This is a genomic window from Alteromonas sp. AWM4_230, from assembly GCF_056158305.1.
In genome coordinates this window covers 1,279,206-1,297,082 of sequence record NZ_JBSWTB010000001.1, presented here as the reverse complement: position 1 = coordinate 1,297,082, position 17,877 = coordinate 1,279,206, and the positions used below count along the sequence as shown (strand labels likewise).

Here is a 17,877-nt window from a genome sequence, read left to right as displayed (position 1 = left end):
CAAAAAGTGATACTCGAACCTGTTGTTTTTTGTAGAACTTTTTGGCAGCAGCTAACAGGCTCTAGTCTAGATGAAATACTCGCGTAAGCGGCTGAACAACTGGGCTGTTATCGGGGTTGTGTTCCATAATATCGCCCATAAATGCCCACCACTTTTGCATGATTTCGTATTCGGGTAAGTTATCCATATCGTGAGTCGATTCCCGTTTTAACACCGCGAACAACTGCAAGGTGTCTGGGTGCAGAAATATTGAGTAGTCGTGGATACCCGCTTTTTTCAATAAAGCCACAAGTTCAGGCCAAATCTCATCGTGACGTTTTTTATATTCATCCTCAAAACCGGGCAGCAACTGCATTACAAACGCTATTTTTTCCATTTCAAATATCCTATTAGAGCTCACTGACAACGCACTTACCCAGCACTGATTTCGTAAAATGAAAATGATTATGCCGAGTCCCCCTGTGGCGCAAGGTTTAAATAAGGCGGCGCGCCTACATGTAGGGTTTGAGGTGATTATGCGTAAACGCGCCAAAAAATATACAAACGACTCTCGCGTTTACTTTGACATCGACGATGGTTTTCTCGTATTAACACGAAAACCTATGTAACACCGGTCAAACTTCACACACCAGCCTTTAACATTCAAATTCAATCATAAATGCTCAAGCAATGTAAATACTAGGAAACATTAAAGTTCAAATGAGAAACATAACAATAGATGAATTATGAGCGCGCGAATACTTCATAGGCCGTGAAAATGTATAATATCCTCAGCCAGTTTTTGTAAGGAATTTTCTTGAGATTGGTTTTTTTGCAATGTGTTCTACTTCATGAATCAAGTTGGCGTGGAGCCACGATGCTTCGACACTGTACATTGCTTTAATGGCCGCTCGCCTTAGTGCCAGATCAGGTTGGAATAATTCGCGCTTAATAGTTTGTGAACCATAAACTCATGGGGTGATGGATGGGTTCGGAGCAAAAACAAGAAATCCAGAAGTTTTGATTTATCGCCGCTGATCAACGCGTTATAACCAGCGTCTATATTAGCTGTTACGTTGCTCTCTGAACGCGAACTTTGCCATGATATTAAAGAAGGCATAGTACAATTTACGATTGCTTCGTTGCCATTACTCACTTCGCTCAGCAAAGGCTTGTTGTTGTCGTAACTCATTTCTCCATACCATTTTGTGAATACTAGAAATGAAACAGCTACGCCAATTGCGACACCTAGTACAATGCCATCCCCCTTTTTCACTCGCTCACCTCACTGCATGTTTTCCTATTTAGTACCATCCGCGTAATAGGTTTCAATTATGAATCAAATTGAATATTAGCAATTGATTCTGACCAATATTGATTGAACAAATAATAATTTAACACACAGTTAACATAACAACACAATAGGAATGCTTTATGTCTTTAAAAATAGCAAGAAAACAGGCTTCGTGGATATCACCACTGGGTGCATTGGCAATTGCTCTATCATTGGTAAGTGTGGCTGATGCAGCGGACACCACTCAGATTCCAAATAAACCCTCCTCTGCTATTAATTTAATTGATAATGAGACCTACGACTTTGGAGGCAGAACCATTGATGGAGGCAATATTTCAGACAATGGTTTGTTCCGTTGCTTCAACCGGCGGGGCGTAACGATAAAAAATGTAACGGTAACCAACAGCCCTCGCTACGCCTTACTTGCAAGAGGGTGTAGTAGTTTCACCATCGAAAACTTTAAAATGACAAATATGAGCAATAGTGTTGGCGGAATAAGGTTTGATAAAGGCACCGAAAATAAAACCGTCACCATAAACAACGTTGAAGCCGACAATGTGGGTGGCCATGCCGTGGAATTGTGGGACACCAATGGGTTTACAATAGGTACAATCAAAGCGAACAATACAGATGGATGTGGTTTACTACTTAATCGCAGCAGAATTGGTACTGTTTCTCGCGTAGAAGGCGACAAAAATGATCAATATGGGGGATACGCCACGTTCAGAGTTGCGAATAATAATGGCGGAAATATTCAAGTAGGCTCAGTCAAATCTCGTAATTCCGGACGCGGCTTCTTTAGCGTCAGCGGCTCAAGTGGTACAACAGTAAACTATGTAGATATAGCATCGAGCAATAAAGAAGGTATTTATATTCAAGACTCATCCAACACTAAGGTAAATAGCGGAAAAGTAAGAGGGACACTCAATTGTAGAATAAGAGGTGGTTCTAATAATAGCATAAACGCTGATTGCGGTGGGTCGATCGCCAACTAATTAAGCCGCTATAACTGCAACAAAAACAAAAAAAACGCGACTTACTTTTTACAGTAGTCGCGTTTCTTATCATTTATACATTTAATTTTCCCGCTACTAAAGAAGGAGATTAACACGCCTTACGGCTGATGGTTCAAAATTCAATAAAACCTATTATCAATTTACTGGACACCGAAAGCATTAAACCAGTCAAAAATAAAAATAAAAAGCCACTGTAATTAATCAACACTACCAATATTGGGACAGTAAAATGAAAAAGAATACATTTACAAAAACCTGTTTATCTATTGCCATTTTAAGCACAGTCAGTAGCCATAGTTTTGCCCAAGACGAGCCCTATTCATGGAATATCTCTGGGTGGATAAACGAAGGCTTAACCTATTACGACGACGGTGTGGGTAGTGATGTGGCACAACTTTCAGACAACGGTACAACGCTAGGCAGCCGTATTACGCTTTCAGGGAATTATAAACTGGAAGAACAAGGCATTGACGTGGGCTTTGAGGTCATTATTGAACCTCTTTCAGGCGCACCGAACTACGCCGGTGGTGGCCATCAAACCCCGCTTTTGTTTGCCAATCAGGATAACTTAGACACCTTCAATGGCGGCGACATAGGCCTGTTGGGCAGTAGCCTCTACTTTGGTGGCGACTGGGGTAAAATCACCATTGGTTTACAAAGCCTTCCCACCGATAACATTGCCGTTCTAGCCGACCCCTCTGGCACAATCTGGTCGGGAATTTCTCCATTATTTAGAGCAAATGGCTTCTTTATTCAAGGCGTGGAAGAAGGTTCAACCAATGTCGCGTGGGGTCAATTTGCTCAGTGCTTGGCTACGCCTGGGTTGGGTATAGGACTAGATTGTAACGGGATTTACCGTAATGGCGTACGCTACGATCTTCCTCAAATGGGCAATGTGAGTATTGCAGTTGGTTATGCAAACGACGAAATCTACGATATTGCGGTTAAATATGCTGCTGAACACGAAGGCTTCAAAACTAACCTTCACGCAGGTTACTCAGTGAATAAAGATGGCGGTAGCAATGTTGGGGGCAACAGTTCAACTACGCTACAACTGCAAGCAGGGCTCATGCATATTAAGTCAGGAGTATTTGGGGTAGCCACTTATCAGATGGAAGAAGCTGACGATGCGATTGTTGGCTCGGGTGACGATACGGATGCCTATTACTTTAAGGCAGGCATTAGAAAACAGTTTAATCGCTTTGGTGATTCTGCCTTCTACGCTGAATATGCCAGTTATAACGACCAATACGGCATGGCTCATTTAGATGGCGTTACCGGCTCAGAGCTTAGTCAGTGGGGTGTTGCAGCGGAACAGTATTTTGGCTCGCGCTTCTTGGTGTACGCGAAATACGAAAATCTAAGTTTAGATATTGATGGTTCAGAATCTGCGCAAGGAATTTATAACAGCGCAGAAGACTTAACCCTAATTCAACTAGGTGGCACTGTGTTCTTTTAATTGAGAATTAAAAATCAGTCATATTTTAACAGTGAACTTATATCTAATTACTCTTAAATTTAAAAATTACTCGATTCATTTAATTAATGATAAAAAACTGATCAATTTTAAACTTAAGTCAGAAATTAAAATTAAGCTAAAAGATATGACATAAAAAAAGCGAGATTCACTCTCGCTTTTCCTATTGAAAAAGGAAAGATCATGAAAAATATATCTCTATTTTCATTACGTTCAGCTCAACCCATTCTGTTAGCCCTACTCTTCATAACGACAGTACATATCGCAGACGCACAGGTCATATTTCAGGAGGACAAAAACAATTTTATTCGCCTTGTTGAAAAGCAAAACGAAACAGACGGTGACATGCGTGCCAACCAGCACCCCTTTACGCTGCAAGAGCAGGATGTATCCGCCATACTTAGCGCTATTGATGTGGTTAAGAACAAAAATACCTCAACACCGCTTTTTTCCAACGAACAGGTTGCGTTACTTGCCGCCTATCTGCCTGAGGCGCTGCGAACAGCGACTGCTCAGCAAGACGTAATTTTTGCCCTTAGTAAAGAGAAGCGCTATTTGGCAGGCCTTAAAACCCAAACGTATTACGTTGCAGGCAGTATTTTCGTTGCAGACGACCAGCTCAATATTCTTATTGGCGAGTTCGATAAAGTAGCCAATAAAGCCTACGAAATGGCCTATGATCCTACTTCTCAGGGCTTGGTAAAATACGACTTTGATTTTGGTAATCGCAAACAAGCAAAGTTCTCATTCGATTCCCCACTCTCTTTTTCCGCACCTGGTATAGAACTGAAAACGAAAAATCGCTTCGATTGGGTGGTCGCACCGACTCAGCTGGCATTTGAAGCACCTGTAGAAAAGGAAACACTTTCCCCAGCGAATAGGGAAAACACACCCAGTAAGAAAGACGTAGCTGGCTCGGGCTCCTTTCCAGCAGATAACGATATCGTTGCTCGTTTTAAACGGTTAGACGCACTAAAAAAGGCAAACCTAATTAGCGAAACAGAATACGCCGAAAAAAGAAGGCAGTTACTTGACGAGTTATAGAACGAAAGTCCCGTCCGTACTGGTCTTACGTGCTTTTTTATTATAAGCCATTGGTCTTATTAGGCCTGATTTAATGTTATATTAATGTTAACATTGTAAACACATGAAGTGACTGTTTAGCTTTTAATATTTCGGGGAATTTGGTCACTTTGAAGCGTTTCATTTACGCCATAATTTTGTCTTACTAAAAGGCTTATGTGTGAATAAAACGCCAGCCCAAATAAGTCACAAGGCCAGCGGCAAATGTCGCTTTTTTAGCTGAGGGAAAGACCATGCACCGTATCCTGATAATTGACGACCACCCTATTTTTCGTCACGCAATGATTACTATCTTAGGGAAAAAGTTTCCCGACTCAGAAACCCTCGAAGCCAATTCAATTTCTGAAGCGTTAACGTTACTAGAGCAAGACGCGAAGTTCGACTTAATCATGCTTGATTTAAATATGCCGGAAACCTGTGGCCTAAACGGACTTTTAGAAATTCGAAACCAACACCCTAACGTACCTGTAGTGATTATTTCAGCTGAAACGGAAAAGCAAAATATACTGCAAACCATTTCTTATGGTGCCGTTGGCTTTATTTCAAAAAGCAGCAAGATTGAAGAAATAGCCACATCTATCGAGAGTATTTTTGAAGGGAACGTGTGTTTACCTTCAGAGATATTGAGAACGCCGTCTACCAGAACACGTATGACCAATGACAACGGTATTTCACCGGAGCAAATTCGTTCATTAACACGAAAAGAGCTGACTGTACTGAAATATCTAACTCAAGGGTTAGCCAATAAAGTGATTGCCTACGAGCTTAATATTTCTGAAACCACGGTTAAGTCTCACGTCTCATCTATTCTCAAAAAATTAGGCGCAAGCAACCGAGTAAAGGTTGTGGCCAGTGCCGCGAATATCGACTTTAACCAATACGTATTTAATTAAGACCTGTTGATCTTTGCTGTGCACCTAAGATTAACAGGCCTCATGTTCCTATACTTTTAGCCATTCAAGCTTGAGACTAGCGCCGCCTTAAGCACCGAAGAGTTAACAGGTTTGTGCAGCAGCTGAATGTCGGTGCCTTCAAGTTCATTCGCTAACGCTTTTGAGTGATTAGCGGTGCAAATCATAATGGGCATTGAAGGCGCGATTTTTCTTACGCGTTTCGCAATGTCTAAACCGGTTTCTTCTTCATCTAAGTGGTAATCGACAATAAGCATGTCGCACTCGTCAAAGCTGCCATTATTTACGGCACTGCATTGTTCAAAACCTGAGAAGGTGTCTACTTCCATGTCCCAGTTTGCGAACAACGTTTGCATAGCAATACGCATATTCGCATCGTTATCAATATGCCATATATGCTTATCCAAAACGTAATCTGGTAACGATGGCTCCAAAGTATAAAGATAGTCTTGTTCCTGGCTCGTATCACAAACATCGGTAATAGGAATGGTCACCGTGAAACATGCGCCTACGCCCTCTTTCGAGCGCACTCGAATATTGTGCTCTAGCAACTTACTCATTTTATCTACAATGTATAGTCCCAGCCCCAAACTGTAAGAGTAGTTAAAATCGTTTTCTAATCTGGAAAACTCTTTAAAAATAACTTTCTGATCGTCTTCGCTTATACCCACACCTTGATCATAGATGCTAATTTCCAGGTTCTCATTCACCTTTCGAGCTGCCAGTAACACCTTACCGTTGGCACCGTATTTCATTGCATTTATTAATAAATTTCGCAATATTCGAGAAAGTAAGTTCACGTCTGTCACCACGAAGGCTTCTTTCAAGCGATAGCGAAAATCTACACTGTAGTCTTTACTGATATGTGTAAACTCTTCGGCTAGCTGCATAAGTAACGGCAATACATTTTCTTGCTGCTTATCGGGCTGTAACACCCCAGCGTCAAGTTTGGATGTTTCAATAAGCGTGCGAATAAGGCCATGTAAATCAGACAGTGAATTATCGAGGGCGGCAACAATGGTGCTGGATGAACTATCCACTTGATCTTTCAATGTTTCGTTGAACAAGATGGCAGCGCTAAGGGGCTGCATAAGATCGTGGCTAATAGCAGCCAAAAATTTGCTCTTTGAATCAATCGCTTCTTGAAGGGCGATGTTGGCGTGATTGAGTTCACGGGTACGCTTTTCTACATTCGATTCTAACTGATCCTTAGCCGCTTTAAGCTGAAGCTGGCTTTCTACCTGCTGCGACACGTCTGTAGCCAAGACAAAGTGCCCGGTGATATCGCCAGATTCATTGAAATGAGGCAAATAAACTTTCTGTAAAAAGCCAACGTCGCCATGAGCATTTTTTTCTTTGCTTTGAAAGCTCACCACTTCGCCTTGGTTAACACGGCGCAAGTACTGAATAAGATTGGGGTAAACCTCTTTCAGATGGCTTCGATCCATGGGCATATCATTAATGTCTTGCTCACTAACGCCATACCAATCGCGATAACCTTTATTGGTGTATTGAAACTTTTTATCGGTACCAATGTAAGCAATAAGCGCCGGTACGTTATCGGTTATCATGCGGATCCAGCTTTCGTTTTGCTTCAGCGTTTCCGCGTAGTGATGCTGCGATGTAACATTGGTGAACGTGCACAGCGTATTGCCGTCGGGCAGTGTAGTGATGTTGCGTTCAACCACCAATTGCTCGTGTATAATCTGGGTACTTGGCCCCACCGGGTTTAAGTTGAGCCCGCTCCAGTGACGGTTATTTTGAAGGGCATAAATATTCTTACTGTTTACCAGTACGTGCTGGGGCACGTTTGATTGGGTCAAAAACGTGTTATTCCAAAACGCAATGCCACCTTCTTTATCAATGAGCAATATTCCAACATCAATATTATCGATAAGGCTTTGCAACAGCTTGTTTTTCTCTTTAATGACTTGCTCGTAACGATTCGATTCAAGCAGTTTTACTTCAGTGATGTCGTTAAACAGAATAACGTTCCCGCCTTCTTGCGTGGGTCGATTGGTCAGCTGATACCATCGCCGGGTCGACAACTGATAGATCATCCTGCCTTCGACATCAGCAGGCAGGGCGCGGCGAATAACCCCGGAATGCTTGGCAGCTTGGGTGATATCGTAATAGTTATCGCCAATTTTAGGGGTAATGGAAAGGTCATCCCAAACAGTTTCAAAGTGCCGATTAAAGAAGATGATCCCGCCAAGTCTATCTAGCAACACCATCGCCTGATTGGTGCTTTCAATGGCGTCATGTAAACGCTGTTTAACCTGATGGGTTTCTTCGTGAGCTCGCACCAGTTCGGCGTTTGACTGTTCCAGCTTTTGTAGTACTGACTGAAGCTCTTCCGTTTTCTGACTTACTTTTTCAGAAAGTTGAACCGAATGTTCGAAGGCGCGATAACTGTGATGATTAAAACCGCCCTCTTCCATGCGATACATCAGCGCTGCGTTTATTTTTTCAAGCTTTTCGTTTTCACGCCGTTGATCGTAAAGCGCCTTTTGGAGCGCTTCCACGTCGGTAAATTGATTATTGGGCTGCAAAATACACCCCCGTAAACGTTTGGTTCAAGTGAACCGAGTGGATATGCTCGCCATAGGCATTGAAGCCCGCAACCTTGTATTTTTGCTGTAAGCGTTTTATCTCGTGGTCATTTTTACCTTGCTGAATTTCGAGCCTTCGTAAGAAACAGTCACAGGCATAAACAAACTCGGGCTCGCCAAGCTCGGTTTGCAATTTATCCAACTTGTCTTCTAGTGCTTCAATACAATCGCCTAGCTGAATGAACGTAAGAATAATGCCAATATCAACCGCGCAATAGAACGTAATAGCGTTAGTCGCCAGATCTACTTTCTGGATTGAGCGAATAAAGTATTTTCCACCCACCAATACTGCCAAAGGAAAAAGAGAAAACACGTCAGGCGTTAAGTCTTCTGCTTTCATCCCTAACAAGCTTGCGTAATATTGCGCTGCGGGTTCTCCGTTAATTTCATACACGGTTCGCGATTCTGGATCGGCGTGGGTTACCACCAACTTCGATACGGGAGAGTTAATGTGATCAGTGGAGAATACCGTGAAGGGCTTTCCCGTGCCAACAAGCAGCAGTACTGCTGCGTCTCGATGAAATTCACCGTTGTAAAACACATAGGTGGCTTCAAGCTTTAAATCGTCGCCAGCGCTACCACCTAAGTGTGGAATATTGCCAAATGCAGTCGCAAAGGTTTCTAGAAAATGTTCCTCATGGCGGGTAAGTCCATCGAGCACAGAAATAACGAAGTGCTGCTCTGTATCGTAACGACGCTCCCTCCCCTGTAAGGCTCGGCGCAAACCACTGGCAATATCGTGGGCTTCATCAAAGTTTACTTCGCCCAAATTAGGCACCAATGCTGTGGCAATAGAAAATTCGTTTTTCAAAAACGCGACGGCCAAAAGTTTTTCTGTTCCGTAGCCGTTTTTATTAAATTCTCCTGCACTGGTGCAGCCAACAATATTCACGTGCGGAAAACGTGCGGAGATTTCCTTTGCTACGGTGTCTAAGTCAAAAAGCGTGCTGGTATGAAAGAGTAATAGCTCTATTTCATCGCACTTAACGTTGGCTAAAATCTCATTGGCCACATCACGGCAGGCTTCTTTAGCACCGTATAAACTAGAATGGTTGTCATCGTTAACCTTGCTATTAGCAGGTTGACTAAGTGCGGACAGGATTGAGGTTTTTGACACGCGTTGGCACCTTTTTCTTTTTATATTTATCGATTTTGCACAAGTCAGGGTTATCTAACGTAACCACACACTCAAGGCACTGAATACATTCAGCATAGTCAATGCTGCCGTCTTGTTCTATAGCATCAATACCACATTTCTTTTGTTTGCACAGCTGACACGGATTACCGCAGGCATCTTTACGTGTAAGCAACTTAACTAAAGGGAAACGCCCCAGAATGGCAAGCCCCGCTCCCAACGGACATAAATAGCGGCAGTACACTTTATGAATTTTTAAGCTAAGTAGCAGCAATAAAACCGAATACAGCACAAAGGGCCAATATCGAACAAAGTGTAGGGTTATGGACGTTTTGAACGGCTCTATCTCAGCGAGCTTCTCCGCAAGGTTTAGCGAATAGAATGAGCACGCAACTAGGCCTAGAAGCAATACATATTTAATTTTTTGTGCCCGTTTGTGGTGCTGTGGCTTAATTCTAATTTGTTTTATCCTGAGCTTTTCAGCCAGTATTCCCATCATTTCCTGGAGTGCTCCGAAGGGGCAAAGCCAGCCACAAAATAGTCCCCGACCAACAATAAACAACGAGACAAATACAAAGCTCCACAAAATAAAAATGACCGGGTCGAGAAGATATACCTCTAGGGAAAATCCATCGACAATATCCAGTAGCAGCGTGTATATGTTGACAACAGACAGTTGCCCTTGAGCGTAAAAGCCAATAAAAAACAGCACAAACACAAGGGAAAATGCCCGCACTGTATGCACAAACTTGGTGTAAGGCGTTAGCCTTTGCTGGAATGCAAAAAACAACGACAGCGCTACAAGATAAACAACGGTGATGCTTATCGTTAAGGCTCTGTCCCCCCAAATTTTCTGCCACAACGGAATGGGCTTCGCTAACTGAGCCTCAGGATTTTCCATAAATAGTTCACTAGGCAGTGTCACTTTCAAAGGGAACAGATGCTCATCTTGCTCGAAGAAACTTGGCTTAAACGGCACACTAATCGCTAATTCCATTTCTTGGTCAAGTGACAGCCCACCTTTCGATTTTACGCGAAGTACTTTGATCTCGTTGTAGTCGGGCAATGGTTGTGAAAATGCGGGGTCATAGAAGCTATAAAAATCGATATCGCGGATTGCCGTGGGAAAACCGCCTTGAGATACCCGTAAATGCTCAGGCGTGGTTTGGGGAATAAACTCATCGCTGATAAAACTGAACCCTTTCGTATTCAGTACCATCAGTGCCATTTCTCCTGGATTTAGATTTTCCTGTAACCGAGCAAACTCCTCTTCATCCAGCAGGTTTTTCCCCACAATAGGAAGACTTAAAAACGCATAGTAGTGTTCGGCAATGATGTCACCATCAAGAGCAAACTCTCTTTGAATATCGTCAACCGCCCGAACCACTTCTCTCGAGAGGCCTTTGGTATTTTGCTGGATAATCTGGTGCTTTTGGATGTAGCCCTTGTCCACCAACTCGCTAAAAGTAAGAGGTTCGTAAAAGTCTGGATTGATAATATTATTGCTAGGCGCAACAAAGCCATCGAGCTTAGCTCTGGCAACGGCTAATGCAGATGTCACGATGGTATCGTTGATAACCAGCACCGATACGGTGGCTTTCGTAACCCCATCAAAGTAGGTAGCGTCTTTGCCTACATTGCTTTTCCCACCAATGATAAAACGCTCTTTGACACTGTGCCCTTGATATTGAGCAACGAAATCAAACATGGATTTCTCGCCAAGCCCGTGCAAAAAAATCGGCTCGCTATGCTGCTTAACGAAAAGATCGACCACATTGCCTTGTGTATCTAGCCCAATAACCACATTAACCGGTTTGCCTGAAAAGCCTATGAAGTCGACAAAGTCATTCGACTCAAAAACATATCCGAGTATTTGCTGAAGCTGATAGACCGGGGTTACCTTGATATCTGTGTGCATTTCTCCCACGCGTGTAGCGTTAGGAAATATTTTGTAAATGTCTTGTGGAATGTCTGTCGCGTCAGACTGCGCCAACACATTGGAGCTGAGAAACAGCAAGAAAATGATTGAGGAAAATGCGATGCGCATAAAAGTAGCGGGCGGCGGTAGGCGCCGCCCTCAGGTTTACTTAGAAGAAACCAAGTGGGTTGATGTCGTAGCTTACCAATAGATTTTTTGTCTGCTGGTAGTGATCTAGCATCATCTTGTGGGTTTCGCGGCCAATCCCCGATTTCTTGTAGCCGCCAAATGCAGCGTGAGCTGGATACAAGTGATAACAGTTCGTCCATACGCGACCTGCTTCAATCGCTCGACCTACGCGGAATGCTACATTCGCATCGCGGCTCCATACACCAGCGCCAAGTCCGAAGCTTGTATTATTGGCAATCTCAATCGCCTCTTCTTCGGTTTTGAAGGTTTGAACAGCGATTACCGGACCAAAAATCTCTTCCTGGAACACACGCATGTGGTTTTCCCCCTTCAAGATAGTCGGCTGAATGTAGTAGCCTCCATCAAAGCCTGGTAACTGTTCTTTCTCACCTCCAGTGACAACCTGAGCTCCTTCTGACTTACCGATATCGATGTATTTAAGGATCTTTTCGAACTGCTCGTTAGATGCCTGCGCGCCTACCATGGTGTCTGTGTCTAGTGGGTTGCCGCGTTTGATCTTCTGAATTTTTTCCAACACTTTTTCCATGAACGCATCATAGATGTCTTCGTGAATAATCGCTCGAGAAGGACACGTACATACTTCACCTTGGTTGAAATAGCCAAGCACTAACCCTTCCGCACACTTATCGATAAATTCTGGTTCGTGATCCATAATGTCTGCGAAGAATAAGTTTGGCGATTTGCCGCCAAGCTCTACAGTAGATGGAATAAGGTTTTCGGCAGCACAGCGAAGGATGTGCCCGCCAACCGGCGTAGAGCCAGTAAATGCAATTTTTGCGATTCTTGTGCTTGTTGCAAGGGCCTGTCCAGCCTCTGCGCCGAACCCGTTAACAATGTTTAGTACACCCGGCGGTAATAGGTCTTGGATTAGTTCGGCGAACAATAAGATAGATACTGGCGTTTGTTCTGCTGGCTTTAACACCACTACGTTACCGGTAACAAGTGCTGGCGCAAGTTTCCATGCCGCCATAAGTAGCGGGAAGTTCCATGGAATGATTTGTCCAACTACACCATAAGGTTCATGGAAGTGATACGCCACCGTGTTTTTATCAATTTCACCGATGGTGCCTTCTTGGCTTCGAATACAGCCTGCGTAATAACGGTAATGGTCTGCGCAAAGCGGGATATCGGCATTCAGTGTTTCACGAACGGCTTTACCGTTATCCCAAGTTTCTGCAACGGCGAGTAGCTCTAGGTTTTCTTCGATGCGATCGGCTATTTTCAGAAGAATGTTAGAACGCTCAGCTACTGATGTATCTGCCCAACCTTTTTTCGCAGCGTGAGCGGCATCTAAAGCAAGCTCAATATCTTCAGACGTTGAGCGAGGGATTTGTGCGATGTCACTGCCATCTACTGGTGATGTCGCGGTGAAGTACTCACCTTTAACCGGTGCAACCCATTCGCCATTGATAAAATTACCGTAGCTTTCATTGAAGCTTACGACCGAACCTTCACTACCTGGCTTTGCATAAATCATAAGAAGTACCTTTTGATAACTTTGCGCGTACCACGCGCACTAACTTGGTTTGTTGTGTAGTTTGATAATGGTACTTTTACGTTGTACCTACCATGATGCGATAGACCGATTTGACTCCTACTTTAGGAGGGGAAACCTATGGCTACTTGCCACTTTTCTCGACAAAAGACACCGATTGAGACGGTGAAAGCTCTGCATCACCGATGTAACCGTGTTTAGCCGCAATGGCTGCAAACTGGGAGGGCACCGCGTCGAGCTTTCGCTTAATGACGGTAAGTGCGTTAGAGACAGTCTTAGCCGATAGGCCCAACTCATCAGCAATATCGAAGCGGGATTTATTCATTGCTATCGCAATAAATATTTCGAACTCACGTTTTGTTAATTTGGCAGCAATGTCCACATTGGTATCAAGAAGTTGATTGGCTAAATTTACCGCCAGGCCTCGCTCAATATACTTTTGCCCTTTTGCGACGACCTTAATTGCCGAGATCAATATTTCAGGCGAACTACTTTTACTGATGTACCCCATAGCACCGGTCTGCATGGCGCGGTGCAATATGACACTGTCTTCGAACATACTGAAAAAGATAATTTTTAAATCTGGATGTCGCTTCAAAAAAATCTTGGCTAAAACAAGGCCACTTTCATTTGAAAGGTTTATGTCGAGGATTAAGATCTCAATGTCACTACTGGCTAATAAACGATGGGTTTGTGCACCGTTTTCAGCATCAAAAATACGGCAATCGGGCATCATCGCATTGAGTAAAGCTTTGTATCCTTCACGTACCACAGCGTGGTCGTCGACAATCAGAATATTCATGCGACGTTAGCGCCCATAAGAGGAGGCATTTTTTTAAGGGTAAGGGACAGCGATACAGCAACGCCGCCATCATCTGGTGACGTCACACTGCAATTTGCTCCTATACAACGCGCTCGGCTGCGCATTGAAGACATGCCAATATTTTCTACAATGTGGTTACCCAATCCCCGGCCGTTGTCTTTGACCATCACAGAAACCCGGTGAGTATCGCCATAAATTTGAATGCTAACCTTGGTGGCCTTCGCATGCTTAATCACGTTATTAATGGCTTCTTGAGCAAATCGGTAAAGATGAATATCTCGCTCATTATCTTCTTGATAGCGCTTTAGATTAATTGACACGTTCCACTGCGTATCGGGCTGTGCCACTTCTTGTTCGTAAACCAGACGTTCTAGCGACGACTGAAGAGAGACTCTATCCAAAACAAGCGGGTGAAGGTGAGCAGTGAGCTTTCTAATTGCATCGCTTATTTGATGTGACATCACCTGAACTTTCTGAGCAGAGAATTCAACAACAGAGCGCTCTTTTGCGTTAACCAGAATATAGGCGTGGGCTTTTATCGTTGTCAGCAACTGCCCCACGTTATCGTGAAGTTCTCTGGCAAGGTAATTTCGCTCTTGCTCTTGAAGAAGAGCTAACTGCTTATCTATTTTGATGAGCTGCTTTTCTTTTGTTTTAAGCGCATTTTGCAGGTGCTTAAATTGATTTAACACCCTGTTCATTTCGGTAATATCTGAATGTGGTAGAGGCTGTGATTCCTTGCCTTCTCGTAGCTTAGATAACGCTTCAGCGAGCTGATTTAGCGGCACTAACCTTTGTTTAACCGCTACATTTAATGTAAATAGAAGCAGAACAAAAGTCGCAAAAAACAGCCCCGCTACCAAGGCAAAAAACGTAAGATTCTGAGTGAGCTCAGTAGTATCGGAAGGCGTAACAATAAGATACTGATTTTCCTGAATTGGGATGATAACGGGTGTCAGTGCATTGCGTTCAGATGTAGACATTGCTGAGGGCTGCTCTGCCCGAAGACGGCCCGTGAAATAATGGGCAGATAAGTGAGGACTAGGCTCTACAATTGCTTCGATATCAGCGACAGGGATATTGAGGTTTACCATTTCTCGCACTTGATTAAGCGCGCCGGTCATTTCTTCCTCTATATTATCCTGTATGTGGAAGTAGACCAGACAGGTAAAAACCAAAAAGCAGCCAATGAATACGGCCACTACAGCTGTAGATATTTTCGTAAAACCTGACATAAGCGCCCCTGCAAGCCTTTTATTACAGGGTTATGCTATACAGCATGCGCTCAAAAGCACATCCTGCAATAGGGGCGAATTCATCCTACCAAGGTAGGATGAACTCACTTTTTCAAGCATAGGTGTTACAAGTGAGGCAATAGGTACGCTTATTGATTACGTTCTACACGTTCATGTCAACGCTACTTATTAATGTTTAATTTACAAGCTGACTGCTAAACTGCCCGACTGCATCCACAACTTCCTTCGCGCCGTTTTGGATTTGCTCAATAACCTCACCCGCTTCGTTGGCGTAATTAAGCCCAGACTGTGCTTTTGCATCACCCTCATTCACAAGGTTTACGGCATCGGTTGCCAACGTTTGGTTGTGCTTAACCACATTAATAATTTCTTCCGTAGCCTCGGTAGTGCGCGACGCTAACTGGCGTACTTCGTCTGCCACTACAGCGAAACCTCGTCCCTGATCGCCAGCGCGCGCGGCTTCAATGGCCGCATTTAAAGCTAGTAGGTTAGTTTGCTCGGCGATGGCACTAATACTACCTATGATAGTGGCTATCTGCTGAGACTGGCTATCTAGCGCGTTTATTCCTTCCTTAGCTCTGTCCATTTGATCCGACAGCGAAGACATTTCAGAAAGCAATTCACTTACGACTTCCTTCCCTCGTGATGCAATTTGATCAGTAGTATTAGAAGAACGATAGGCAATATCAGCAGCATTAGAGATTGCATTTTCTCTAGCAACTTGCTCAGTAATATCAGTAGCTAGTTTAACCACTTTATACATGCGGCCGTGAGAGTCACAAATAGGGTTATAAGTTGCCTCTAACCAAAAGCTGTTGCCATGCGCATCAAAACGTTCAAAGCGCCCTGCAACGAATTCACCACGGGCTAGACGATCCCAAAAATTTTTGTATTCCATAGAATTAGCGTATTCAGTATCGCAGAATATTCTATGGTGCTTGCCCTTTATTTCGTTCAAACTGTATTTGACGGTTTTCAAAAAGGCTTCGTTAGCGTCTTGAATTACACCATTAAGATCGAACTCAATCGCCGCATTAGATTTGTGTAAAGCAGCTACTAAGTCTTCGTGTTCTTTCGACTTGGCGATGGTGCGCGTGAGGTCATTTAGGTTTACCGAGTATTTATGTATGTTGCCATTAATATCGAAAATAGGCTCTACTACACCCCGCAGCCACGCCTCATCACCAGTTGCACGCACAAATTCTATTGCCCCCCAGTAGTGAACGCGCTGTTCAAGGGCATCTTTTAACTTTTTAAAATGAGGAGTGTTCCGTGCAATTTCAGGAACAAATTCAAAAAAGCGTTTACCTTTTACTTGAGACAGAGAGTAACCTAGTTCCTCTTCGAACATCCTATTGACCTCGTCAATCTCACCACGCTCGTTTAGGCGAAGAAAAATCATGTCTTCACGTAACCCGTCTCGCACTTGCTTGAGTATGTGTAGTTCCTCTCTAAGTGCTTCGTTTTCTTTAACTAAGTGTTTATTGAACATAGGATCTTCCCTGACAGAGAATGGCAGTAATATAAAATGTATCGGCAGTTATTTATCGTGCCTTAACTATAATTTGATAAATGTATGCAAGATTTACAAAGCGTGATGCTTAAGTTTGTTTTTTCGACAGTACCTTATGATCTAGTTTAGTCATGCAATAAATATAGCCTAGACCACATTCACCACTTGGGTTAAATGAATACAGACAAATTTCTTCGATTTTATCCTGCGTTTTTTCACATATTTACCCTGCAAAAGACAGTAGATAAACGTCTAATTTTTTAGTCGAGAAATTTTGAATGGTATTGTGTAACTTTATCTGTAAGCCATTTTGTAAATACCTGAAAGCGTGCCTGAGAATGAGTCTCTTTGTGTGTGGCAAGCCAGAATGTACGCTTAATATGAATCTCGTTTTCAATGAGTCGAACTAAGCCTGGCTGAGTTTCAGCCATAAATTTAGGTAAAATGCCTACCCCTGCGCCATTAACAAGCATTTGATATTGCGCATTAATACTGGTGCTGCGAAGCGCACTTAACTGTGACAAAGCAGTCTCTTCAATGAACTTTAATTGAGGAGCGTAAACCAAATCGGGCACGTAACTCACTAAATTGAAGGCGGTGAGCTCTTGTAATGTTCGTGGTTCGTTGTCGCTGATAAGGGACTGGTGGGTATAAAGATAAAGGTTATAGTCAGTTAATTTTTGTGTAACCAGCAAGCCTTTACTGGGCTTTTCTAACAAGATAGCCATATCGGCTTCTCGTTTGTTCAGGTTTAAAAAGCCGCTGGTTGCCACAAGCTCAATACTGATCCCCGGATACTGCTTTTTAAAATCGGGTAGTAAAGGCGCTAAAAACCAGCTACCGAAACCTTCAGAAACACTCACTCTGATCGTACCTGCCAAATGCGAGCGTTCATCACCTAATTCATTTTGTGCCTCTAGAAAGTAATGCTCTGCTTTTTCAATATACGTAACCAACTCACTACCATGGGTGGTTAGCACATATCCCTTTTTCGTAAGCTCGAACAACTTGCAATTTAATGAGTCCTCCAGTTTTTTTACACGACGAATTAATGTCGTAGGGTCTACCTTCAAGCCTTTAGCTGCAATAGCTACACGACCATTTCTTGCCAAACCAAGAAACAAGCGCATGTCGTCCCAATTCACTTAAACACCT

General features: G+C 43.3%; 14 protein-coding genes. 4 read left to right on the top strand and 10 right to left on the bottom strand.

The features are described from left to right. Positions 1–61 precede the first annotated feature (61 nt). Both rhaM and ACXACS_RS05550 read right to left on the bottom strand, forming a co-directional pair. Positions 62–376 carry an L-rhamnose mutarotase gene (gene rhaM / locus ACXACS_RS05555; RefSeq protein ID WP_474804981.1) on the bottom strand — a complete coding sequence of 105 codons (315 nt, stop codon included), beginning with the start codon at positions 374–376 and terminating at the stop codon, positions 62–64. A gap of 519 nt (positions 377–895) precedes the next feature. Next, positions 896–1,255: a hypothetical protein gene (locus tag ACXACS_RS05550; protein ID WP_474804980.1), complete on the bottom strand. Its 360-nt coding sequence runs from the start codon at positions 1,253–1,255 to the stop codon at positions 896–898. A gap of 158 nt (positions 1,256–1,413) precedes the next feature. On the opposite strand from ACXACS_RS05550, the gene ACXACS_RS05545 reads away from it, so the two are divergent. From ACXACS_RS05545 to ACXACS_RS05530, 4 genes are all read left to right on the top strand, one after another. Further along, positions 1,414–2,268: a right-handed parallel beta-helix repeat-containing protein gene (locus tag ACXACS_RS05545; protein WP_474804978.1), complete on the top strand. Its 855-nt coding sequence runs from the start codon at positions 1,414–1,416 to the stop codon at positions 2,266–2,268. Between the two features lie 250 nt (positions 2,269–2,518). Beyond that, positions 2,519–3,748, top strand: coding sequence for a porin family protein (locus ACXACS_RS05540; RefSeq protein ID WP_474804976.1), 1,230 nt, complete (start codon positions 2,519–2,521; stop codon positions 3,746–3,748). A 201-nt stretch (positions 3,749–3,949) separates the two neighbouring features. Then, positions 3,950–4,810 carry a hypothetical protein gene (locus ACXACS_RS05535; RefSeq protein ID WP_474804974.1) on the top strand — a complete coding sequence of 287 codons (861 nt, stop codon included), beginning with the start codon at positions 3,950–3,952 and terminating at the stop codon, positions 4,808–4,810. A 272-nt stretch (positions 4,811–5,082) separates the two neighbouring features. Beyond that, entirely contained in the window at positions 5,083–5,742 is a 660-nt protein-coding gene (locus ACXACS_RS05530) for a response regulator (RefSeq protein ID WP_014950680.1), read from the top strand. A 56-nt stretch (positions 5,743–5,798) separates the two neighbouring features. Here the strand turns inward: ACXACS_RS05530 and ACXACS_RS05525 are convergent, their stop codons facing one another. The 8 genes from ACXACS_RS05525 to ACXACS_RS05490 all read right to left on the bottom strand — a co-directional run bounded on the left by ACXACS_RS05525 (position 5,799) and on the right by ACXACS_RS05490 (position 17,867). After that, positions 5,799–8,312, bottom strand: a complete 2,514-nt coding sequence (locus ACXACS_RS05525) for a hybrid sensor histidine kinase/response regulator (RefSeq protein ID WP_474804971.1) — start codon at positions 8,310–8,312, stop codon at positions 5,799–5,801. Continuing rightward, a complete protein-coding gene (nosP, locus tag ACXACS_RS05520; RefSeq protein ID WP_474804969.1) occupies positions 8,299–9,489 on the bottom strand; it encodes a nitric oxide-sensing protein NosP in 1,191 nt (396 codons plus the stop codon). Before nosP ends, ACXACS_RS05525 begins: the two co-directional genes overlap by 14 nt. Beyond that, entirely contained in the window at positions 9,458–11,554 is a 2,097-nt protein-coding gene (locus ACXACS_RS05515; RefSeq protein ID WP_474804967.1) for a 4Fe-4S binding protein, read from the bottom strand. Before ACXACS_RS05515 ends, nosP begins: the two co-directional genes overlap by 32 nt. Positions 11,555–11,594: 40 nt before the next feature. Further along, positions 11,595–13,112 carry an acetaldehyde dehydrogenase ExaC gene (gene exaC, locus ACXACS_RS05510; RefSeq protein WP_474804965.1) on the bottom strand — a complete coding sequence of 506 codons (1,518 nt, stop codon included), beginning with the start codon at positions 13,110–13,112 and terminating at the stop codon, positions 11,595–11,597. Between the two features lie 142 nt (positions 13,113–13,254). Further along, complete coding sequence (locus ACXACS_RS05505; protein ID WP_474804963.1) at positions 13,255–13,932, bottom strand: response regulator; 678 nt, start codon at positions 13,930–13,932, stop codon at positions 13,255–13,257. Beyond that, on the bottom strand, positions 13,929–15,188 hold the full coding sequence (locus tag ACXACS_RS05500; RefSeq protein WP_474804961.1) for a sensor histidine kinase: 1,260 nt from the start codon (positions 15,186–15,188) through the stop codon (positions 13,929–13,931). The genes ACXACS_RS05505 and ACXACS_RS05500 overlap by 4 nt, the downstream gene beginning before the upstream one ends. A 196-nt stretch (positions 15,189–15,384) precedes the next feature. Next, positions 15,385–16,701, bottom strand: a complete 1,317-nt coding sequence (locus ACXACS_RS05495) for a methyl-accepting chemotaxis protein (RefSeq protein WP_474804959.1) — start codon at positions 16,699–16,701, stop codon at positions 15,385–15,387. 281 nt (positions 16,702–16,982) lie between these two features. Next, positions 16,983–17,867 (bottom strand): LysR family transcriptional regulator, encoded by an 885-nt coding sequence (locus tag ACXACS_RS05490; RefSeq protein ID WP_014950688.1) that lies wholly within the window; start codon positions 17,865–17,867, stop codon positions 16,983–16,985. Positions 17,868–17,877: the final 10 nt, after the last annotated feature.

Bases quoted from the DNA above. Each gene is read 5' to 3' on its own strand.
- ACXACS_RS05545 (WP_474804978.1), top strand. From the start codon at position 1,414: ATGTCTTTAAAAATAGCAAGAAAACAGGCTTCGTGGATATCACCACTG.
- exaC (WP_474804965.1), bottom strand. From the start codon at position 13,112: ATGATTTATGCAAAGCCAGGTAGTGAAGGTTCGGTCGTAAGCTTCAAT.
- ACXACS_RS05540 (WP_474804976.1), top strand. From the start codon at position 2,519: ATGAAAAAGAATACATTTACAAAAACCTGTTTATCTATTGCCATTTTA.
- ACXACS_RS05515 (WP_474804967.1), bottom strand. From the start codon at position 11,554: ATGCGCATCGCATTTTCCTCAATCATTTTCTTGCTGTTTCTCAGCTCC.
- ACXACS_RS05495 (WP_474804959.1), bottom strand. From the start codon at position 16,701: ATGTTCAATAAACACTTAGTTAAAGAAAACGAAGCACTTAGAGAGGAA.
- ACXACS_RS05530 (WP_014950680.1), top strand. From the start codon at position 5,083: ATGCACCGTATCCTGATAATTGACGACCACCCTATTTTTCGTCACGCA.
- rhaM (WP_474804981.1), bottom strand. From the start codon at position 376: ATGGAAAAAATAGCGTTTGTAATGCAGTTGCTGCCCGGTTTTGAGGAT.
- ACXACS_RS05505 (WP_474804963.1), bottom strand. From the start codon at position 13,932: ATGAATATTCTGATTGTCGACGACCACGCTGTGGTACGTGAAGGATAC.
- ACXACS_RS05500 (WP_474804961.1), bottom strand. From the start codon at position 15,188: ATGTCAGGTTTTACGAAAATATCTACAGCTGTAGTGGCCGTATTCATT.
- ACXACS_RS05535 (WP_474804974.1), top strand. From the start codon at position 3,950: ATGAAAAATATATCTCTATTTTCATTACGTTCAGCTCAACCCATTCTG.